This is a genomic window from Gilvimarinus sp. 2_MG-2023, assembly GCF_030547685.1.
Lineage (GTDB): Bacteria > Pseudomonadota > Gammaproteobacteria > Pseudomonadales > Cellvibrionaceae > Gilvimarinus.
This window is the reverse complement of the sequence record NZ_JAUOQM010000048.1, coordinates 495,266-511,361: the sequence shown is the minus strand read 5'-3', so window position 1 is coordinate 511,361 and position 16,096 is coordinate 495,266. Positions and strand designations below refer to the sequence as shown.

The window sequence follows — 16,096 nt, the reverse complement described above, 5'->3', positions numbered from 1 at the left end:
ACTAAGCGGCGCGCTCGGCCAAAAGCTGAACGCGTTTTTGGAAGCTAACGGCTATATCTATATAGCAGGGGAGTCCAGGTTATCGCCCGGGCTGTGTCGGCTGAGGCTGACCAAATCTCCATGACAAGGTGGGTGGAATGCAAGACAGCATTATGGAGCAGCTTTGGAGCACGTCCCATATTTCTGGTGGGAACGCTTCGTATGTGGAAGATCTCTACGATTTATATTTACACGACCCCAATGGTGTACCGGAGCAATGGCGTGATTACTTCGATCAGTTGCCTCGGGTAGAGGGCGTCGTTTCCCAAGATACACCACACTCGGTGATTCGCGAGCAGTTTGCTCAACTAGCCAAGTCTAAATCCAGGGCTGCCTCTCCGACTCTGGCAAGCTCAATTTCCGTCGAACATGAGCGCAAACAAGTTAAAGTGCTGCAATTAATCAGCTCTTACCGTTTCCGCGGGCACCAAAAAGCCCAGCTCGACCCCCTCGGTTTGATGGAGCGCGAGCACGTTCCCGACCTCGATATTGCTTTTCATGGTTTAACCTCCGCTGATCTGGACACGGTTTTTCAAACCGGCCCTCTATTTATTGGCCGTGAAGAGGCGCCATTAAAAGAGATCATCGCTGCGCTAGAACAAACCTACTGTGGCCATGTCGGCCCAGAAATAATGCACATTACCAACCTGTCGGAAAAGCAGTGGTTGCAGCAACGCCTCGAAAGCGTTCGTTCTCAACCTACCTTCAGCCCCGAACAGCGCTTAGCCGTGCTCGAGCGCTTAACCGCCGCTGAAGGTCTTGAACGCCATCTGGACAGCAAATACCCAGGCACCAAGCGTTTTGGTCTGGAAGGTGGCGAAAGCTTTATTCCGTTGGTCGATGCACTAGTGAAACGTGCAGGTGGCTACGGCGCCAAAGAAATTGTGTTGGGCATGGCCCACCGCGGTCGTCTGAACACACTGGTTAATATCTTTGGTAAAAGCCCGGCCGAACTGTTTGGCGAGTTTGAGGGCAAGCGCTTGGTGGATACCTCGGGCGACGTAAAGTATCACCAAGGTTTCTCCTCCAATGTTATGACTCCCGGCGGCGAGCTGCACATGGCGATGGCGTTTAACCCATCGCATTTGGAAATTGTTTCGCCTGTAGTTGAAGGCTCGGTACGGGCCCGTCAAGATCGGCGCTCAGACGCATCGGGTAAAACCGTAGTGCCTATTGTGGTTCACGGCGACGCGGCCTTTGCGGGTCAAGGTGTGGTGATGGAGACATTCCAAATGTCGCAAACCCGCGCCTACAAAACTGGCGGCACCCTGCACTTGGTGATCAATAACCAAGTGGGCTTCACCACCAGTTTCCGCGAAGATGCTCGCTCTACCGAATACTGTACCGATGTGGCCAAGATGATCGAAACACCGATCTTCCACGTCAATGCAGATGACCCAGACGCCGTACTGTTTGTGGCTCAGTTAGCGATGGATTATCGCTATGAGTTTAAAAAAGACGTGGTTATCGATCTGGTGTGTTATCGCCGTCGTGGTCACAACGAAGCGGACGATCCTTCATCGACTCAGCCTTTGATGTATCAGGCCATCCGCAAGCAAAAAACCGCGCGCACCCTGTACTCAGACTTATTGGTCAATAGCGGTGTGTTAAGTGCCGAAGAATCGACCAAAATGATGAACGATTACCGCGCCTCGCTGGATCGTGGCGAAAGCGTAGCCAGTGGACTGGTCAGCGAACCTGACAGCTCACTGTTTGTCGACTGGTCACCTTATATTGGCCACGACTGGAAAACGCCCGCGGAAACCGGTTTCGAATTAAAAGCCTTGCAGGCAGTGGCACACAAAATGTGCGATGTGCCCGACGGCATAGTGCTGCAACGCCAAGTGTCGAAAATATACGACGATCGCCGCAAAATGGCCGGTGGTGCATTGCCCATTAACTGGGGTTTTGCGGAAACACTGGCCTATGCAACATTGTTAGAGCAGGGTCATCAAATTCGCATGACCGGGCAAGACGTCGGTCGTGGCACTTTCTCGCATCGTCACGCCGTACTGCACAGCCAAAAAGAAGGCAAGCGCTACACGCCATTGGCGAAAATGTATGACAATCAACCCGCTTTCGATTTGTACGATTCTTACTTGTCTGAAGAAGCGGTGCTGGCCTTCGAATACGGTTACGCCACGACGACACCCAATGCCCTGATTATTTGGGAAGCGCAGTTTGGTGACTTCGCCAACGGTGCGCAAGTTGTGATCGATCAATTTATTACCAGCGGTGAGCATAAGTGGGGACGTTTGTGCGGCCTGACTATGTTGCTGCCGCACGGTTATGAGGGACAGGGGCCAGAGCACTCATCGGCTCGCCTTGAGCGCTTTATGCAGCTGTGCGCCGAGCACAATATTCAAGTGGTTATACCCACCACGCCGGCTCAGGTATTCCACATGCTGCGTCGTCAGGCGATTCGACCTATGCGTCGCCCGTTGGTGGTAATGAGCCCGAAATGGATTTTGCGCCACCCATTGGCAACCTCCAGTCTGGAAGATTTGGCCCACGGCAGCTTCCAGAATGTCATTGGCGACAATGATCTGGATCCTGCTAAGGTGAAGCGCGCGGTATTGTGCAGTGGTAAGGTTTACTACCACTTACTGGAAGAGCGCAACAAGCGCGAGCAAGACGATGTCGCCTTGGTGCGTTTAGAACAACTTTATCCATTCCCGGAAGAGGAATTGAAAGCCGCATTAGCGCCTTTCACTAACATAAAAGACATCATGTGGTGTCAGGAAGAGCCCATGAACCAAGGCGCTTGGTATTCGAGCCAACACCATATGCGCCGTGTGGTTTATGACCTGAACCCGAACTTGTACCTCGGTTATGTAGGGCGTGATCCTTCAGCGGCACCTGCATCCGGCTACGCTTCGGTGCATCTTGAAGAGCAAAAGCGCTTTATCAATGAAGCGCTGAGTGTATAAGCACGCAACTGAATAGAGAAAGCTAGCGAAAGCTAAGGAAACGTAATGAGCACAGAAATTAAAGCCCCTACATTCCCCGAATCCGTACAGGATGGGACCGTTGCGACCTGGCACAAGCAACCCGGTGAAGCTTGTTCACGTGACGAACTGATTGTTGATATTGAAACCGATAAAGTGGTTTTGGAAGTTGTCGCTCCCGCTGATGGTGTATTGAGCGAAGTGATGAAAGGCGAGGGCGATACCGTCCTGTCAAATGAAGTTATTGCGGTATTTACAGCCGGTGCCGCCGGTAGCACAGGAGCCTCTACAGAGACTTCTGAGCCTGCCAAAGATGAAGCCCCAGCGGCTGAATCGGCTTCAGCCGATGATAAAATTCTGAGTCCGGCGGCGCGCAAGTTAGCGGAAGAAAATAATATTGAGCCAAGCTCAATTGCCGGTACCGGTAAAGATGGTCGAGTGACCAAAGAAGATGTGATGAACCACATCAGCTCTGCCAGCAGTAAACCCGCCGCTGCTCCTGCCAGTGCACCCGCGGCACCTGCACCACTTGCGGCCGAAGGCGATCGTGTTGAAAAACGTGTGCCTATGACGCGTTTGCGTAAGCGCATTGCAGAGCGCCTGCTCGATGCCACTAGCTCAACGGCCATGTTGACCACTTTTAACGAAGTGAACATGGCACCGGTTATGGAGCTGCGTAAGCAATACAAAGACAAGTTTGAAAAAGTTCATAACGGTACTCGTTTGGGCTTTATGGGCTTGTTTGTAAAGGCTGCGACCGAAGCGCTGAAGCGTTTCCCCGCGGTTAATGCTTCACTGGATGGTGACGACATTGTTTATCACGGCTACCAAGATATCGGTGTAGCCGTATCGACCGAAAAAGGTTTGGTTGTACCGGTGCTTCGCAACAGCGAAAAAATGAGTGTGGCTGAGGTCGAGTCCACCATTCGCGATTTCGGTTTGCGCGCTCGTGACGGCAAACTGTCGATCGATGAAATGACCGGTGGTACCTTTACCATCACCAATGGCGGTGTGTTCGGATCACTGTTGTCAACGCCGATTCTGAACTTGCCGCAAACCGCTATTTTGGGTATGCACAAAATCCAAGAGCGTCCGATGGCGGTTAATGGCGAAGTGAAAATCTTGCCAATGATGTACTTGGCTCTGTCTTACGACCACCGCTTAATTGACGGCAAAGAAGCTGTACAATTCTTGGTGGCGATTAAAGAGCTTCTGGAAGATCCAGCGCGTATCCTGCTGGAAATCTAATAGCAGAGGCTACCGGCGGCTTACCCGTCGCCGGAAAATTTAAGTGCCGGAACACCAACGCCGGCTACGCAAAACAATTGGGAAGAAGACTATGTCTGACAAATACGATGTGATTGTAATTGGTTCTGGCCCTGCCGGTTATGTAGGTGCTATCCGCTGTGCTCAACTGGGCTTAAAAACTGCCTGTATCGAAAAGTGGAAAGATAAAGACGGTAAAGGGATTAATGGCGGTACCTGCTTAAACACCGGTTGCATCCCATCGAAAGCACTGCTCGATAGCTCCCACAAATACCATTACGCCCACGATGGTTTTGAGAAGCACGGTATCAGCACTGGCAAACTGGCCATTGACGTTCCGGCCATGATCAAACGTAAAGAAGCTGTTGTTAAGCAAATGTCTGGCGGCGTTGCTGGCTTGTTTATGTCCAACAAGGTCACCAGCTTGTATGGCACAGGTAAATTACTGGCAGGTAAAAAAGTTGAGTTTACCGATAACGATGGTAAAACCACCGTATTGGAAGCTGACAACGTTATTCTGGCCTCGGGTTCTATCCCTGTGAACATTCCAGTGGCCCCGGTTGATAACGACGTTATCGTTGACTCTACTGGCGCTTTGGAATTTCAAGAAGTGCCTGAGCGCCTCGGTGTTATTGGTGCCGGTGTTATCGGTCTTGAGCTGGGTAGTGTGTGGAAGCGTCTGGGTTCAAAAGTCGTGTTGCTCGAAGCCATGGACAGTTTCCTGGCCATGATGGATCAACAGATTGCCAAAGAGTCACAAAAAATCTTTACCAAACAAGGTCTTGATATTCGTCTGAGCAGCCGTGTAACGGGCTCCGAAGTTAAGGGCAAAGGCAAGAAAAAAGAAGTCGAAGTGACTTACACCGATAAAGACGGCAACGAGCAAAAAGAAGTGTTCGATAAGCTGATCGTGTGTGTTGGCCGTAAACCTTTCACCGAAGGTCTGTTGTCGGAAGACAGTGGTGTGAATCTGGATGAGCGCGGTTTCGTTTACGTTAACGATTTGTGCTCAACCGACGCCCCGGGCGTTTGGGCTGTGGGTGATGTTGTTCGTGGTCCGATGCTGGCTCACAAAGGTTCAGAAGAAGGCGTTATGGTTGCTGAGCGTATTGCCGGCCAAAAGCCTCTGGTGAACTACGACATTATTCCTAACGTGATCTACACTCACCCTGAAGTCGCCTCTGTGGGTAAAACCGAAGAGCAACTTAAAGCCGAAGGTGAAGAGTATGAAGTAGGCACCTTCCCCTTTATGGCGGTAGGTCGTGCCGTAGCTTCGGATGAAGCTGAAGGTATGGTGAAAATCATCGCTCACGCTAAAACCGATCGCGTTTTGGGTGCTCATATTGTCGGTCCCGCCGCCTCTGACTTGGTTCAGCAGGTAGCGATTGCGATGGAGTTTGGCTCCAGTGCTGAAGACATTGGCATGACCGTATTCGGTCACCCGACCTTCTCTGAAGCTGTGAAAGAGGCCGCTTTGGCGGTTGGCGGTCACGCCATTCACATGCCGAATCGCAAAAAGCGCAAGTAATAATTATTCCAACAACAAAGAAAAATGCAGGTCCCATGAGTCAATGCTCTTGGGCCCTGTGGCTGCCGAACCTTAGAGCCACAAGGCACCGGTAGCTGGGAAGAAACAAGGGGCGAAAAGGGCGCAAGCCTAGTTTCGCTGTCGTTATTTAATTCACGTTAATAAACGGAAGAGCATCATGAATCTGCATGAGTACCAAGGCAAACAATTGTTTGCACAATACGGTTTGCCCGTCTCCCAGGGTGTTGCTGCGCAGACACCTGCTGAGGCTGTAGCCGCTGCCGATACCATCGGTGGAGAAGAGTATGTTGTTAAGGCCCAGGTACACGCTGGTGGCCGCGGTAAAGCCGGTGGTGTAAAGCTGGTTAAATCGAAAAGTGAAATTGAAGCCTTTGCTAAGCAGTGGCTGGGTAAAAATCTGGTTACTTACCAAACTGATGAAAAAGGCCAGCCGGTCAGCCGTATTTTGGTTGAGAGCTGCACCGACATTGACCAAGAATTGTACTTGGGCGCTGTTGTTGATCGCTCCAGCCGTCGTATCGTATTTATGGCGTCGACCGAAGGTGGCGTTGAAATTGAAAAAGTGGCCGAAGAAACCCCTGAGAAAATCCTCAAGGCAACCATCGATCCACTGGTAGGCCCACAGCCATACCAAGCGCGCGATTTAGCGTTTAAGCTGGGTCTGGAAGGCAAGCAAATCAAACAATTTGTACAGATCTTTATGGGTCTGGGCAAAATGTTTAAAGAAAAAGATTTGGCTCTGGTTGAAATCAATCCGCTGGTTATTACCCCGGCCGGTGATCTGCACTGTCTGGACGCCAAAGTGGGCGTGGATGGCAACGCTATGTATCGCCACCCAGATCTGCACGAAATGCACGACCCTAGCCAGGAAGACGAGCGCGAAGCGCACGCAGCCCAGTGGGAGCTGAACTACGTTGCTCTGGATGGCAACATTGGCTGCATGGTAAACGGTGCTGGTTTGGCCATGGGTACCATGGACATCGTTAAACTGCACGGTGGTCAGCCTGCTAACTTCCTCGACGTAGGTGGCGGTGCTACCAAAGAGCGTGTTGTTGAAGCATTCAAAATCATCCTGTCTGACGACAACGTAAAAGCCGTATTGATTAACATCTTTGGCGGTATTGTTCGCTGTGACCTGATCGCTGAAGGTGTGATCGGAGCAGTCGAAGAGGTGGGTGTTAAAATCCCCGTGGTTGTGCGCCTGGAAGGTAACAACGCGGAGCTGGGTGCTAAAGTATTGGCAGACAGCGGTTTGAACATTATTGCTGCGACCAGTCTGACTGACGCTGCCGAGCAAGTGGTAAAAGCAGCGGAGGGTAAATAAATGAGCGTATTGATCAATAAAGAGACTAAGGTTATCTGTCAGGGCTTTACCGGTTCTCAGGGTACCTTTCACTCCGAGCAAGCGATTGCCTACGGTACAAAAATGGTTGGTGGTGTAACTCCAGGTAAAGGCGGTCAAACGCACTTGGGTCTGCCTGTGTTTAACACAGTAGCCGAAGCGGTTGCCGAAACCGGTGCCGAGGCCTCTGTTATCTACGTGCCAGCGCCTTTTTGTAAGGACTCAATCTTGGAAGCGGCCAACGGCGGCATTAAGCTGATCGTTTGTATTACCGAAGGCGTGCCCACTATGGACATGCTGGACTGTAAAGTGAAGTGTGACGAGCTGGGTGTTACCCTGATCGGCCCTAACTGCCCAGGTGTGATTACTCCAGGCGAATGTAAAATCGGCATTATGCCCGGTCACATTCACAAGCCAGGTAAGGTTGGTATTGTTTCTCGCTCTGGTACTTTGACCTATGAAGCGGTTAAACAAACCACAGATTTCGGTTATGGCCAGTCTAGCTGTGTCGGTATTGGTGGCGATCCAATTCCGGGCTCTAACTTCATCGATATTTTGAAGTTGTTCCAGGAAGATCCACAAACCGAAGCGATTGTTATGATCGGTGAAATCGGTGGTACCGCTGAAGAAGAAGCGGCCGCTTACATCAAGGACAACGTCACTAAGCCGGTTGTTTCTTACATTGCGGGTGTTACCGCGCCTCCAGGAAAGCGCATGGGCCATGCCGGTGCTATTATCTCTGGTGGTCAAGGTACCGCTGATGATAAGTTTGCCGCCCTGGAAGACGCCGGTGTAAAAACTGTGCGCAGCCTGGCCGGTATCGGCGATGCACTGAAAGAGCTGACGGGTTGGTAAGTTTTAACCTGCAGTCAAAAAGGCGGCCTTGGGCCGCCTTTTTTGTATCCGCCGCAATACTCTGTACAGCTTATAAAAAGGTGTAAAACCGCTTTTCATTTATCTGAAAGTGTGGGAAATTGCGCGACTTTAGCGAGCTCATTGCGCTCGTGCTGCCCTCAAAGGAGATATGCGATTGAACGACTCACAAGTTAACCGGTGGTCTGCCAAGCAGTCGGCAGAGCTTTATGGTATCGATGAGTGGGGCAGTGGCTATTTTGGCGTCAGTGCCGAAGGCAATGTCGAGGTGCGCGCTTCGGGTGACAACGGTGAAGTGGCTGTCGCCCTGACCGATATTATTGATGGCTTGTCCCAGCGTGGTCTGGAAATGCCGGTACTCTTGCGCATTGAAAACCTAGTGGATAGCCGCCTCAGTATTCTCAATGAATCCTTTGCTCAGGCGATAGCGACTACGGGTTACCAAGGCGAGTATCGCGGCGCCTTTCCGATTAAGGTAAACCAGCAAAGCCATATCGTGGAAGAGATCGCACGTTTTGGCGAGCGATACAATCACGGTTTGGAGGCGGGCAGTAAAGCCGAACTGATGATTGCCATGTCGGTATTGCAAAACCGCGAAAGCCTGATTATTTGCAACGGCTATAAAGACGCCGAATTTATCGATTTGGGGCTGCAGGCACGCAAGCTGGGCTTTAAATGCATTTTTGTTCTGGAAACTCTGGCTGAGGTTAAATTGGTCATTGAGCGCAGCCGGATTCTCGATATTGACCCGATGATAGGTGTACGCCTAAAACTATCCACTAAGGTTGATGGTCACTGGGCAGAGGACAGCGGTGATCGCAGTCTGTTTGGCCTTACGACCAAAGATCTGGTTGAAGTGATTGATCAGCTCAAAGCCAGCCAGTTGCTGCACTGTTTGCAACTGTTGCATTTTCATCTGGGCTCGCAAATACCGAATATTCGCAATATTCGAACCGGAGTACTGGAGGCTTGCCGCTATTATATCGAGCTTGTGGGTGAGGGCGCTCCCTTAAGCTATATGGATTTGGGCGGTGGGCTTGCAATCGACTATGACGGCACCTCCAGTGCCAGTGGGCACAGTCGCAACTACTCGGTAGAGGAGTATTGTGTCGATGTGGTTGAGGCAATCGCCCAACAGCTTGATGCCCACCAGTTGCCACACCCGACTATTGTCACCGAATCTGGGCGGGCCACAGTTGCCCACACCTCAGTACTCTTGTTTAACATACTCGACGTCGGCCATTTCAAACCGGGCCCGGTGCCTGAACAGCTGCCGGAAAACTTGCACGAGCAAATTTCTAACCTGTGGTACACCGTCAAGGGTGTACGTCTGGAAAAACTGCAAGAGTGCTATAACGACGTTATTTATTACCGGGATCAGGTGCGCGATTGCTTTTTTAGCGGTGAAATTAACCTGCGTGACCGCGCATTTGCCGAAAATCTGTGTTTGTCGGGGTTGCAAAGTATTATGCAACTGCTGCCAGAAATGAAAAGAATACCCGCTGAATTGGAGCAGCTGCCAGAACAGTTGGCCGACATCTACTACGGTAATTTTAGTGTGTTCCAATCGCTGCCGGATTCCTGGGCGATTAATCAAGTGTTCCCGGTTATGCCCATCCACCGGTTAAATGAACAGCCTAGCCGGCAGGCAACTATCGCGGATTTAACCTGTGATTGCGACGGTAAGCTAGACCGTTTTGCTGGTCCCGAGGGGGAGACCAATACGGTTTCCCTGCACCCGGTTAACAGCGGCGAAGAGTATTATTTAGGGGTGTTTTTGGTTGGGGCCTATCAAGAAACCCTGGGTGACTTGCACAACCTATTTGGCGACACCAACGTGGCCAGCGTTCGAATCAACAGTGATGGCAGTCTTGATTTTGTGCATGAGTTGCATGGTGATAGTATCGCCGATGTACTTAGCTATGTGGAGTACGATCCACAGTCTATGTTTCGCCAGTTCCGAATGGCGGCCGAACAAGCCGTTCGCGATGGCCGGATAACAGTATCAGAGCGTCAGAATATGCTGGCGGCTTATTCTGAAAGTTTGCGTGGTTACACTTACTTTGAACGATAAGTTCAATACGGTAAAAGGGTCAGGAAATTATGGCTAAAGTAATGATTATTGGCGCCGGCGGTGTCGGTGGTGTAGTGGCACACAAGTGTGCTCAATTGTCCGATGTATTTACCGAAATCGTACTGGCGAGTCGCACCGAGGCAAAATGTAAGGCAATTGCCGCGCAATTGCCGCGCCCGGTCACAACGGCGCAAATCGATGCCGATGATGTCGAGGCAACGACCGCACTGCTCAAAGCAGAAAAACCTGATCTGGTCATAAACGTGGCCTTGCCTTATCAGGATTTGGCCATTATGGATGCCTGTTTGGCAGCCGGCGTGGATTATTTAGACACGGCTAACTACGAGCCACCGGAAGAAGCTAAATTTGAATATAAGTGGCAGTGGGCCTATCAGGATAAGTTCAAAAGTGCCGGGCGTATGGCGCTGTTGGGCTCGGGCTTCGATCCGGGGGTAACTAACGTATACACCGCCTATTTAAAGAAGCATTACCTGGATGAAATTCACTATCTGGATATTATAGATTGCAATGCCGGTGATCATGGCCAGCCCTTTGCGACTAATTTTAACCCCGAAATTAATATTCGGGAAGTGACCGCCAATGGTCGCTATTGGCGAGACGGCAACTGGCAAGAAACCGGTCCACTGGAAGAAAATCGCTCATTTGACTTTCCCGCCGGCATCGGCCCCAAACAAATCTACCTGATGTATCACGAAGAGTTGGAGTCTATAACCAAGCACCTGCCGGAAATTAAGCGGGCCCGCTTTTGGATGACCTTCTCTGATAATTACCTAAAGCATTTAGAAGTGCTGGGTAACATTGGCATGACATCCATTGATCCGGTCGAGTTTGAAGGTAAAGAAATTATACCTCTGCAATTTCTTAAGGCACTTTTGCCCGACCCGGCCAGCCTCGGGCCTCTGACCAAGGGGAAAACCTGCATTGGCTGCCTGGCGCGCGGGGTGAAAGACGGTGTAGAAAAAACCTACTATATTTACAATATTTGCGATCACGAAGCCTGCTATGCCGAGGTGCAATCTCAAGCCATTTCTTACACGACCGGGGTGCCGGCGATGATTGGCGCCAAGATGATGCTGGAGAAAAAATGGGCCGGCGCCGGAGTTTGGAATATGGAACAGCTAGACCCGGACCCCTTTATGGAAGATTTAAACCAGTACGGCTTGCCCTGGCAGGTGGTTGAGTTAGATCAAGCGACCGGCATGGAAGATTAACGTTTTTGCCTGCCAACCGTGTTTTAAAGCCCGTCTAAGACGGGCTTTTTTATCAGTGAGTAAATTATGCATAAGCGCCGATACTTTGATAATTTCGACCCGACCCGAGTGCCGTCCCCTTGTTTTGTCATAGACAAAGCCGCAGTTGAGGACAATTTAAAAATATTGCATCGCGTCGGCGAGGCCAGTGGTGCCAAAGTTTTAGCCGCACTTAAAGCGTTTAGTTGTTGGTCTTTAGGCGATTTATTTCAGCGCTATTTATCCGGCAGTTGTGCCAGTGGGGTGAACGAAGCGAGGCTGGCCCGCGAATACTATGGTGGCGAAGTGCACACCTATTCGGCAGCCTATAAACCTGAAGACTTAGAACAGGTACTACAGCTGTCGGACCATGTATTGTTTAATTCGTTATCGCAATGGGAGCGTTTTCAAGCCACTGCCATGGCGGCCAAACAAAAACGACCATCAATGCAATTTGGGCTGCGAATCAATCCGGAGCACTCGGAGGGGGATGTTCCTATTTACGATCCGTGCGCCCCCAAATCGCGTATGGGCATTCCCCGCGCCCAGTTTTCCGAACATTTACCCGAGGGCATTACCGGTTTGCATTTTCACACCTTGTGCGAACATGACGTGCCGCCCTTAGCGCGAACCATTAAAGTGGTCGAAGAAAAGTTTGGCACGCTCCTGCATCAAGCCCAGTGGGTAAACTTTGGCGGTGGCCACCATATCTCTCGTGAAGATTATCAAGTGGACGAGCTGATTGCATTAATTCGCGGCTTTGCCCAGCGATATAACGTGCAGGTCTATATTGAGCCGGGTGAGGCCACAGCCATTCGCAGCGGTGTTTTGGTGGCCGAGGTGTTGGATACTTTTGTCAGTACGGTTCCCCAAGCCATACTGGATACCTCCGCTACCTGCCATATGCCGGATACCTTAGAAATGCCATATCGTGCCGATATATTGAACGCGGGCATGCCCGATGAAAAAGCCCATACCTACCGTCTGGGAGGGATGACTTGCTTAGCCGGGGATGTGATTGGCGATTACAGCTTTGACGCCCCGCTCGAAGTCGGCCAGCGCCTTGTGTTTGACGATATGGCCCACTACACCATGGTTAAAACCACGACATTTAACGGCATTAACCTGCCGGCTATCGCCATTTGGGATTCGCGCACCGAAGAGTTGCAGGTGATACGTGAGTTTGGCTACGAGGACTTTAAATCTCGGTTGTCATAGGAAGTTAGGCTGGCGGGAAACGGATTGCGGTGAACAAAAAGAGACGCCATCGATGACGGTGTTGTTGCGTTGAAACCTGCCGTTAATGATGATCTTAAACTGATAATAAGGTTTTGATCCGCTCCTGTAGCATGGGAACGACTTCTTGCTCAAACCATGGGTTGCGTTTTAACCAGCGATTGTTACGGCCGCTGGGGTGGGGCAGGGGCAGTATATCGGGCCAGAGTACGTGCCATTGCTGTACGCGCTCGGTGACGCTTTTGCCGCTGTTGGGCAGGTGCCAGGCTTGGGCGTACTGCCCGATAACCAGTGTGAGTCTAATATGACTTAAATGATCCAGCAGGGGCTGTCGCCAGAGCGGGGCACACTCTGGCCGCGGCGCTAAATCACCGCTTTTACCTGCCCCCGGAAAACAAAACCCCATAGGCAATAGCGCAAAATTGTTCGAATTATAAAATGTTGTAGAGTCCACACCTAACCACCGGCGCAAGCGGTCACCGCTCGGGTCGTTAAACGCCAAGCCAGAGTCGTGAGCCAGTTTCCCCGGGGCCTGTGCGGCAATTAGAATACGCGAACGGCTACTGGCCTGCAGGATTGGACGGGGTGGAAAGGGCAAGTGTTCGGCGCATTCCGTACACTGGCGCACCCTGTGCAATAGAGTTTTACAGTGACTTGCAATCAAATTGTCATCATTCACAGCGCAACGACCTCTATAATGACGTTTCATTGGGGGAATATTGTTTGCGTAGTTTACTCTTTGCCGTCGCCGGCGTATCAGGTTCGGGAAAAACAAGCCTGGCTCACTATCTAAAGACTGCCTTTACGGAGCAGGGGCAATACAGCTGTTGTGTCCTTGCTCAGGACAGTTATTATCGTGATTTTTCTGCCCGCAGTCTCACTGAGCGCGCGGCTATCAATTTTGATCATCCCGCCAGTTTCGACCATAAGACATTGATTCAGTCTCTGCAATCATTGAAAGCCGGTCAATCGATTGAGATGCCACAATACGACTATGCCGAACACAAACGCGCTTCCAAAGTGTGCCAGCAAGTACCTGTGGATATCATTATCTTTGAAGGTATTCTGGCGTTGCACTGGCCACAAATACGAAGCTTAGTTGACACTGGTGTGTACCTGAAAACGCCGCTTGAGACTTGTTTTGAACGCCGACTGGCGCGGGATGTGAAGCAGCGGGGGCGAGTAGAGTCATCGGTCCGGGCACAATTTAAAAACCATGTAGAGCCAATGTTTGAGCAATATGTTGCTCCGCAGCGACAGTGGGCCGATATAGTGGCCAGTGACGGTGGTTCAAACCGCTGGGTATACGATTCACTCCTTAAGGAGATGTGACTTGCACGTTCTGATTAGTCTGTTGGGTATGGCGACTTTGCTGTTGCTGGCCTTTGCTTTGAGTGAAAACCGCTCTCAAATTAACTGGCGCACGATTCTGGTGGCTTTTGCGGCTCAGTTGGGGTTGGGAGCGCTGGTGTTGTACTCCTCCTGGGGGCGATCTGCGCTTAAACATTTGTCTGATGGTGTCTACAGTGTGATTGGCTATGGCCGCGCTGGTATTGAATTTATGTTTGGTGGCTTGAGCGGGGATTCTGTCGGTTTTATTTTCGCCTTTAATGTGTTGCCAGTGGTCGTTTTTTTTGCCTCTTTTGTCTCCGTACTTTATTACCTCGGCATAATGCAGTGGGTTATTCGCTTGCTCGGGGGCGCATTGCGGTTTTTATTGAATACAAGCCGCGCCGAATCATTATCCGCGACGGCGAATATTTTTGTGGGGCATACCGAGGCTCCTATGGTGGTGAAACCCTACCTGCCCACCATGACACGGTCTGAGTTGTTTGCGGTAATGGTTGGGGGGCTTTCGACCGTTGCGGGGTCGGTACTGGCTGGGTATGTCGGTTTAGGTGTGGAGCTTAAGTATCTGCTTGCGGCCAGCTTTATGGCGGCGCCCGGCGGTTTTTTGATGGCCAAGCTGATGGTGCCCGAAACCGAAACACCGCGCGACGACCTGGCTATTGCCGAAGATTCTGAGGGCAATGCTAACGTGTTTGACGCTGCGGCCACAGGGGCCAGTAATGGTATGAAAATGGCCGCCAATATCGGGGCTATGTTACTGGCGTTTATCAGCCTTATTGCGATGGTAAATGGAATGTTGGCTGTGGTTGGCGGCTGGTTGGGGATGGACTATCTCAGTATGCAATGGGTGTTGGGTGGAATTTTTCGGCCTTTAGCTTTTTTGCTGGGTGTGCCCTGGGAAGAAACCCGAATCGTGGGCAGTTTGATCGGGCAGAAGTTAGTACTAAATGAGTTTGTGGCTTTTATTGATCTCGCCGCTCAGCGCGATGCTTTATCGGCCCGCTCAGAAGCCATCGCATCCTTTGCTCTATGTGGCTTTGCCAATTTTGGGTCGCTGGCGGTGTTGCTGGGTGGCTTTGCCACGCTGGCACCAACCCGTCGCGCCGAAGTTGCCAGCATGGGGCTTAAGGCTGTGTTTGCCGGTTTTTTTGCCAATATGATGAGCGCGGCAATCGCATCCATCTTTATTGTCTCTGTTTAATGAGCAAATCATTCGGCGACCGATTGTTATGGCGTCGCAGTTAAATTCAGTGAGATAGAACCATTGTGCCTGTGCGTGCTAACATGCAGTGCTAGCAGGTTGTTGAAAAACCCCATACGTACTCAGGCTTTTACACTGAGCATGCATAGAATTTTTCAACAGTCTGCTTGGCTAATTTGATTTATTTGGGGGAAATCGTGGCCGCAAAAAAGAAGTCGCAAACAAAAAAAACGCAAACAAATAAGTCGGACAGTACCGAGAAGCACTTTCACTCCTTGCACGGCATACTGTTGCCCAAAGGCCAGCACCCGGAAATTCGTCGCTTAAAGCGCGAGGCGGAGGAGCCTTCGCTGCACGGTAATAAAGTGTGGCGCTCCAGCGCGGTGTTAATGGATTATTTGCTGGATAACCCTATTAAAAAGCGTGCCCGTGTTATGGAAATAGGCTGTGGCTGGGGTGGGCTGAGCTGTTTTATGGCAAAGCACTTTGACGCCCGAGTGACGGCATTGGACGCCGACGGTGCCTTGGCGCCTTACGTTGAATTTGTAAAATCGGCCAATCAGGTGAAGCGTGTTGAGTTTATGACGAAGCGCTTTGAGAAAATCACCAAAAAAGATCTTGAGGGTGTCCATACACTGATTGGCAGTGAGATTTGTTTCTGGGATGAAATGACCAAGCCGCTGTTTAATCTTATAAAAAGAGCGCGGGCCGCGGGCGTGAAGAATATATTGATTGCCGATCCGGGGCGTACACCCTTTTTGAGTTTGTTCGATCTTTGTGAAGATAAATTCGGTTGCGACCTGATCGAGCACCGCATTAGCCAACCCTGGAAGACGTCAAAGTTTATTCTGCAAGTTGATGGGAAATAAGCGCGGTCTGAAGTAGGGGTGGGTAAAACTGTTGTCGCTGCCACCTCCAAACCGTTGTACGGTTTTCAGGGGTGGCTTCGGCTGACTCTCCAGTCTTAG

General features: G+C 50.9%; 12 protein-coding genes. 11 read left to right on the top strand and 1 reads right to left on the bottom strand.

Translation table 11 applies throughout. The features are described 5' to 3' along the window. Window positions 1–137: 137 nt before the first annotated feature. The 8 genes from Q4526_RS14090 (at window position 138) to nspC (ending at window position 12,559) form a co-directional block, all read left to right on the top strand. A complete protein-coding gene (locus Q4526_RS14090) occupies window positions 138–2,969 on the top strand; it encodes a 2-oxoglutarate dehydrogenase E1 component (RefSeq protein WP_215977712.1) in 2,832 nt (943 codons plus the stop codon). Window positions 2,970–3,014: 45 nt separating this feature from the next. Next, entirely contained in the window at window positions 3,015–4,235 is a 1,221-nt protein-coding gene (odhB, locus tag Q4526_RS14085) for a 2-oxoglutarate dehydrogenase complex dihydrolipoyllysine-residue succinyltransferase (protein WP_215977711.1), read from the top strand. 91 nt (window positions 4,236–4,326) lie between these two features. Next, window positions 4,327–5,781: a dihydrolipoyl dehydrogenase gene (lpdA, locus tag Q4526_RS14080; RefSeq protein ID WP_215977710.1), complete on the top strand. Its 1,455-nt coding sequence runs from the start codon at window positions 4,327–4,329 to the stop codon at window positions 5,779–5,781. A gap of 178 nt (window positions 5,782–5,959) precedes the next feature. Then, entirely contained in the window at window positions 5,960–7,126 is a 1,167-nt protein-coding gene (gene sucC, locus Q4526_RS14075) for an ADP-forming succinate--CoA ligase subunit beta (protein WP_215977709.1), read from the top strand. Beyond that, the gene (gene sucD / locus Q4526_RS14070) at window positions 7,127–7,999 is read left to right on the top strand and encodes a succinate--CoA ligase subunit alpha (RefSeq protein ID WP_215977708.1); all 873 of its coding nucleotides are present in this window, start codon (window positions 7,127–7,129) and stop codon (window positions 7,997–7,999) included. Between the two features lie 175 nt (window positions 8,000–8,174). Beyond that, a complete protein-coding gene (gene speA / locus Q4526_RS14065; protein ID WP_303603495.1) occupies window positions 8,175–10,091 on the top strand; it encodes a biosynthetic arginine decarboxylase in 1,917 nt (638 codons plus the stop codon). A 29-nt stretch (window positions 10,092–10,120) separates the two neighbouring features. Beyond that, window positions 10,121–11,323 carry a saccharopine dehydrogenase family protein gene (locus Q4526_RS14060; protein ID WP_215977706.1) on the top strand — a complete coding sequence of 401 codons (1,203 nt, stop codon included), beginning with the start codon at window positions 10,121–10,123 and terminating at the stop codon, window positions 11,321–11,323. Window positions 11,324–11,389: 66 nt separating this feature from the next. Then, entirely contained in the window at window positions 11,390–12,559 is a 1,170-nt protein-coding gene (nspC, locus tag Q4526_RS14055; RefSeq protein WP_215977705.1) for a carboxynorspermidine decarboxylase, read from the top strand. A gap of 94 nt (window positions 12,560–12,653) precedes the next feature. On the opposite strand, the gene Q4526_RS14050 is transcribed toward nspC, so the two are convergent. After that, window positions 12,654–13,256: a uracil-DNA glycosylase family protein gene (locus Q4526_RS14050; protein ID WP_303609665.1), complete on the bottom strand. Its 603-nt coding sequence runs from the start codon at window positions 13,254–13,256 to the stop codon at window positions 12,654–12,656. Between the two features lie 44 nt (window positions 13,257–13,300). Between Q4526_RS14050 and udk the strand changes: the two genes are divergently transcribed. The 3 genes from udk (at window position 13,301) to Q4526_RS14035 (ending at window position 15,997) form a co-directional block, all read left to right on the top strand. Continuing rightward, complete coding sequence (udk, locus tag Q4526_RS14045) at window positions 13,301–13,909, top strand: uridine kinase (protein ID WP_215977703.1); 609 nt, start codon at window positions 13,301–13,303, stop codon at window positions 13,907–13,909. Between the two features lies 1 nt (window position 13,910). Further along, entirely contained in the window at window positions 13,911–15,128 is a 1,218-nt protein-coding gene (locus Q4526_RS14040) for a NupC/NupG family nucleoside CNT transporter (RefSeq protein WP_336623026.1), read from the top strand. Window positions 15,129–15,325: 197 nt separating this feature from the next. Further along, window positions 15,326–15,997 (top strand): methyltransferase, encoded by a 672-nt coding sequence (locus Q4526_RS14035; protein ID WP_215977702.1) that lies wholly within the window; start codon window positions 15,326–15,328, stop codon window positions 15,995–15,997. Window positions 15,998–16,096 lie beyond the last annotated feature (99 nt).

What these genes read in the sequence shown, in the direction of transcription:
- odhB (WP_215977711.1), top strand. Translation starts at nt 3,015, where the DNA reads ATGAGCACAGAAATTAAAGCCCCTACATTCCCCGAATCCGTACAGGAT.
- sucD (WP_215977708.1), top strand. Translation starts at nt 7,127, where the DNA reads ATGAGCGTATTGATCAATAAAGAGACTAAGGTTATCTGTCAGGGCTTT.
- nspC (WP_215977705.1), top strand. Translation starts at nt 11,390, where the DNA reads ATGCATAAGCGCCGATACTTTGATAATTTCGACCCGACCCGAGTGCCG.
- lpdA (WP_215977710.1), top strand. Translation starts at nt 4,327, where the DNA reads ATGTCTGACAAATACGATGTGATTGTAATTGGTTCTGGCCCTGCCGGT.
- sucC (WP_215977709.1), top strand. Translation starts at nt 5,960, where the DNA reads ATGAATCTGCATGAGTACCAAGGCAAACAATTGTTTGCACAATACGGT.
- Q4526_RS14060 (WP_215977706.1), top strand. Translation starts at nt 10,121, where the DNA reads ATGGCTAAAGTAATGATTATTGGCGCCGGCGGTGTCGGTGGTGTAGTG.
- Q4526_RS14090 (WP_215977712.1), top strand. Translation starts at nt 138, where the DNA reads ATGCAAGACAGCATTATGGAGCAGCTTTGGAGCACGTCCCATATTTCT.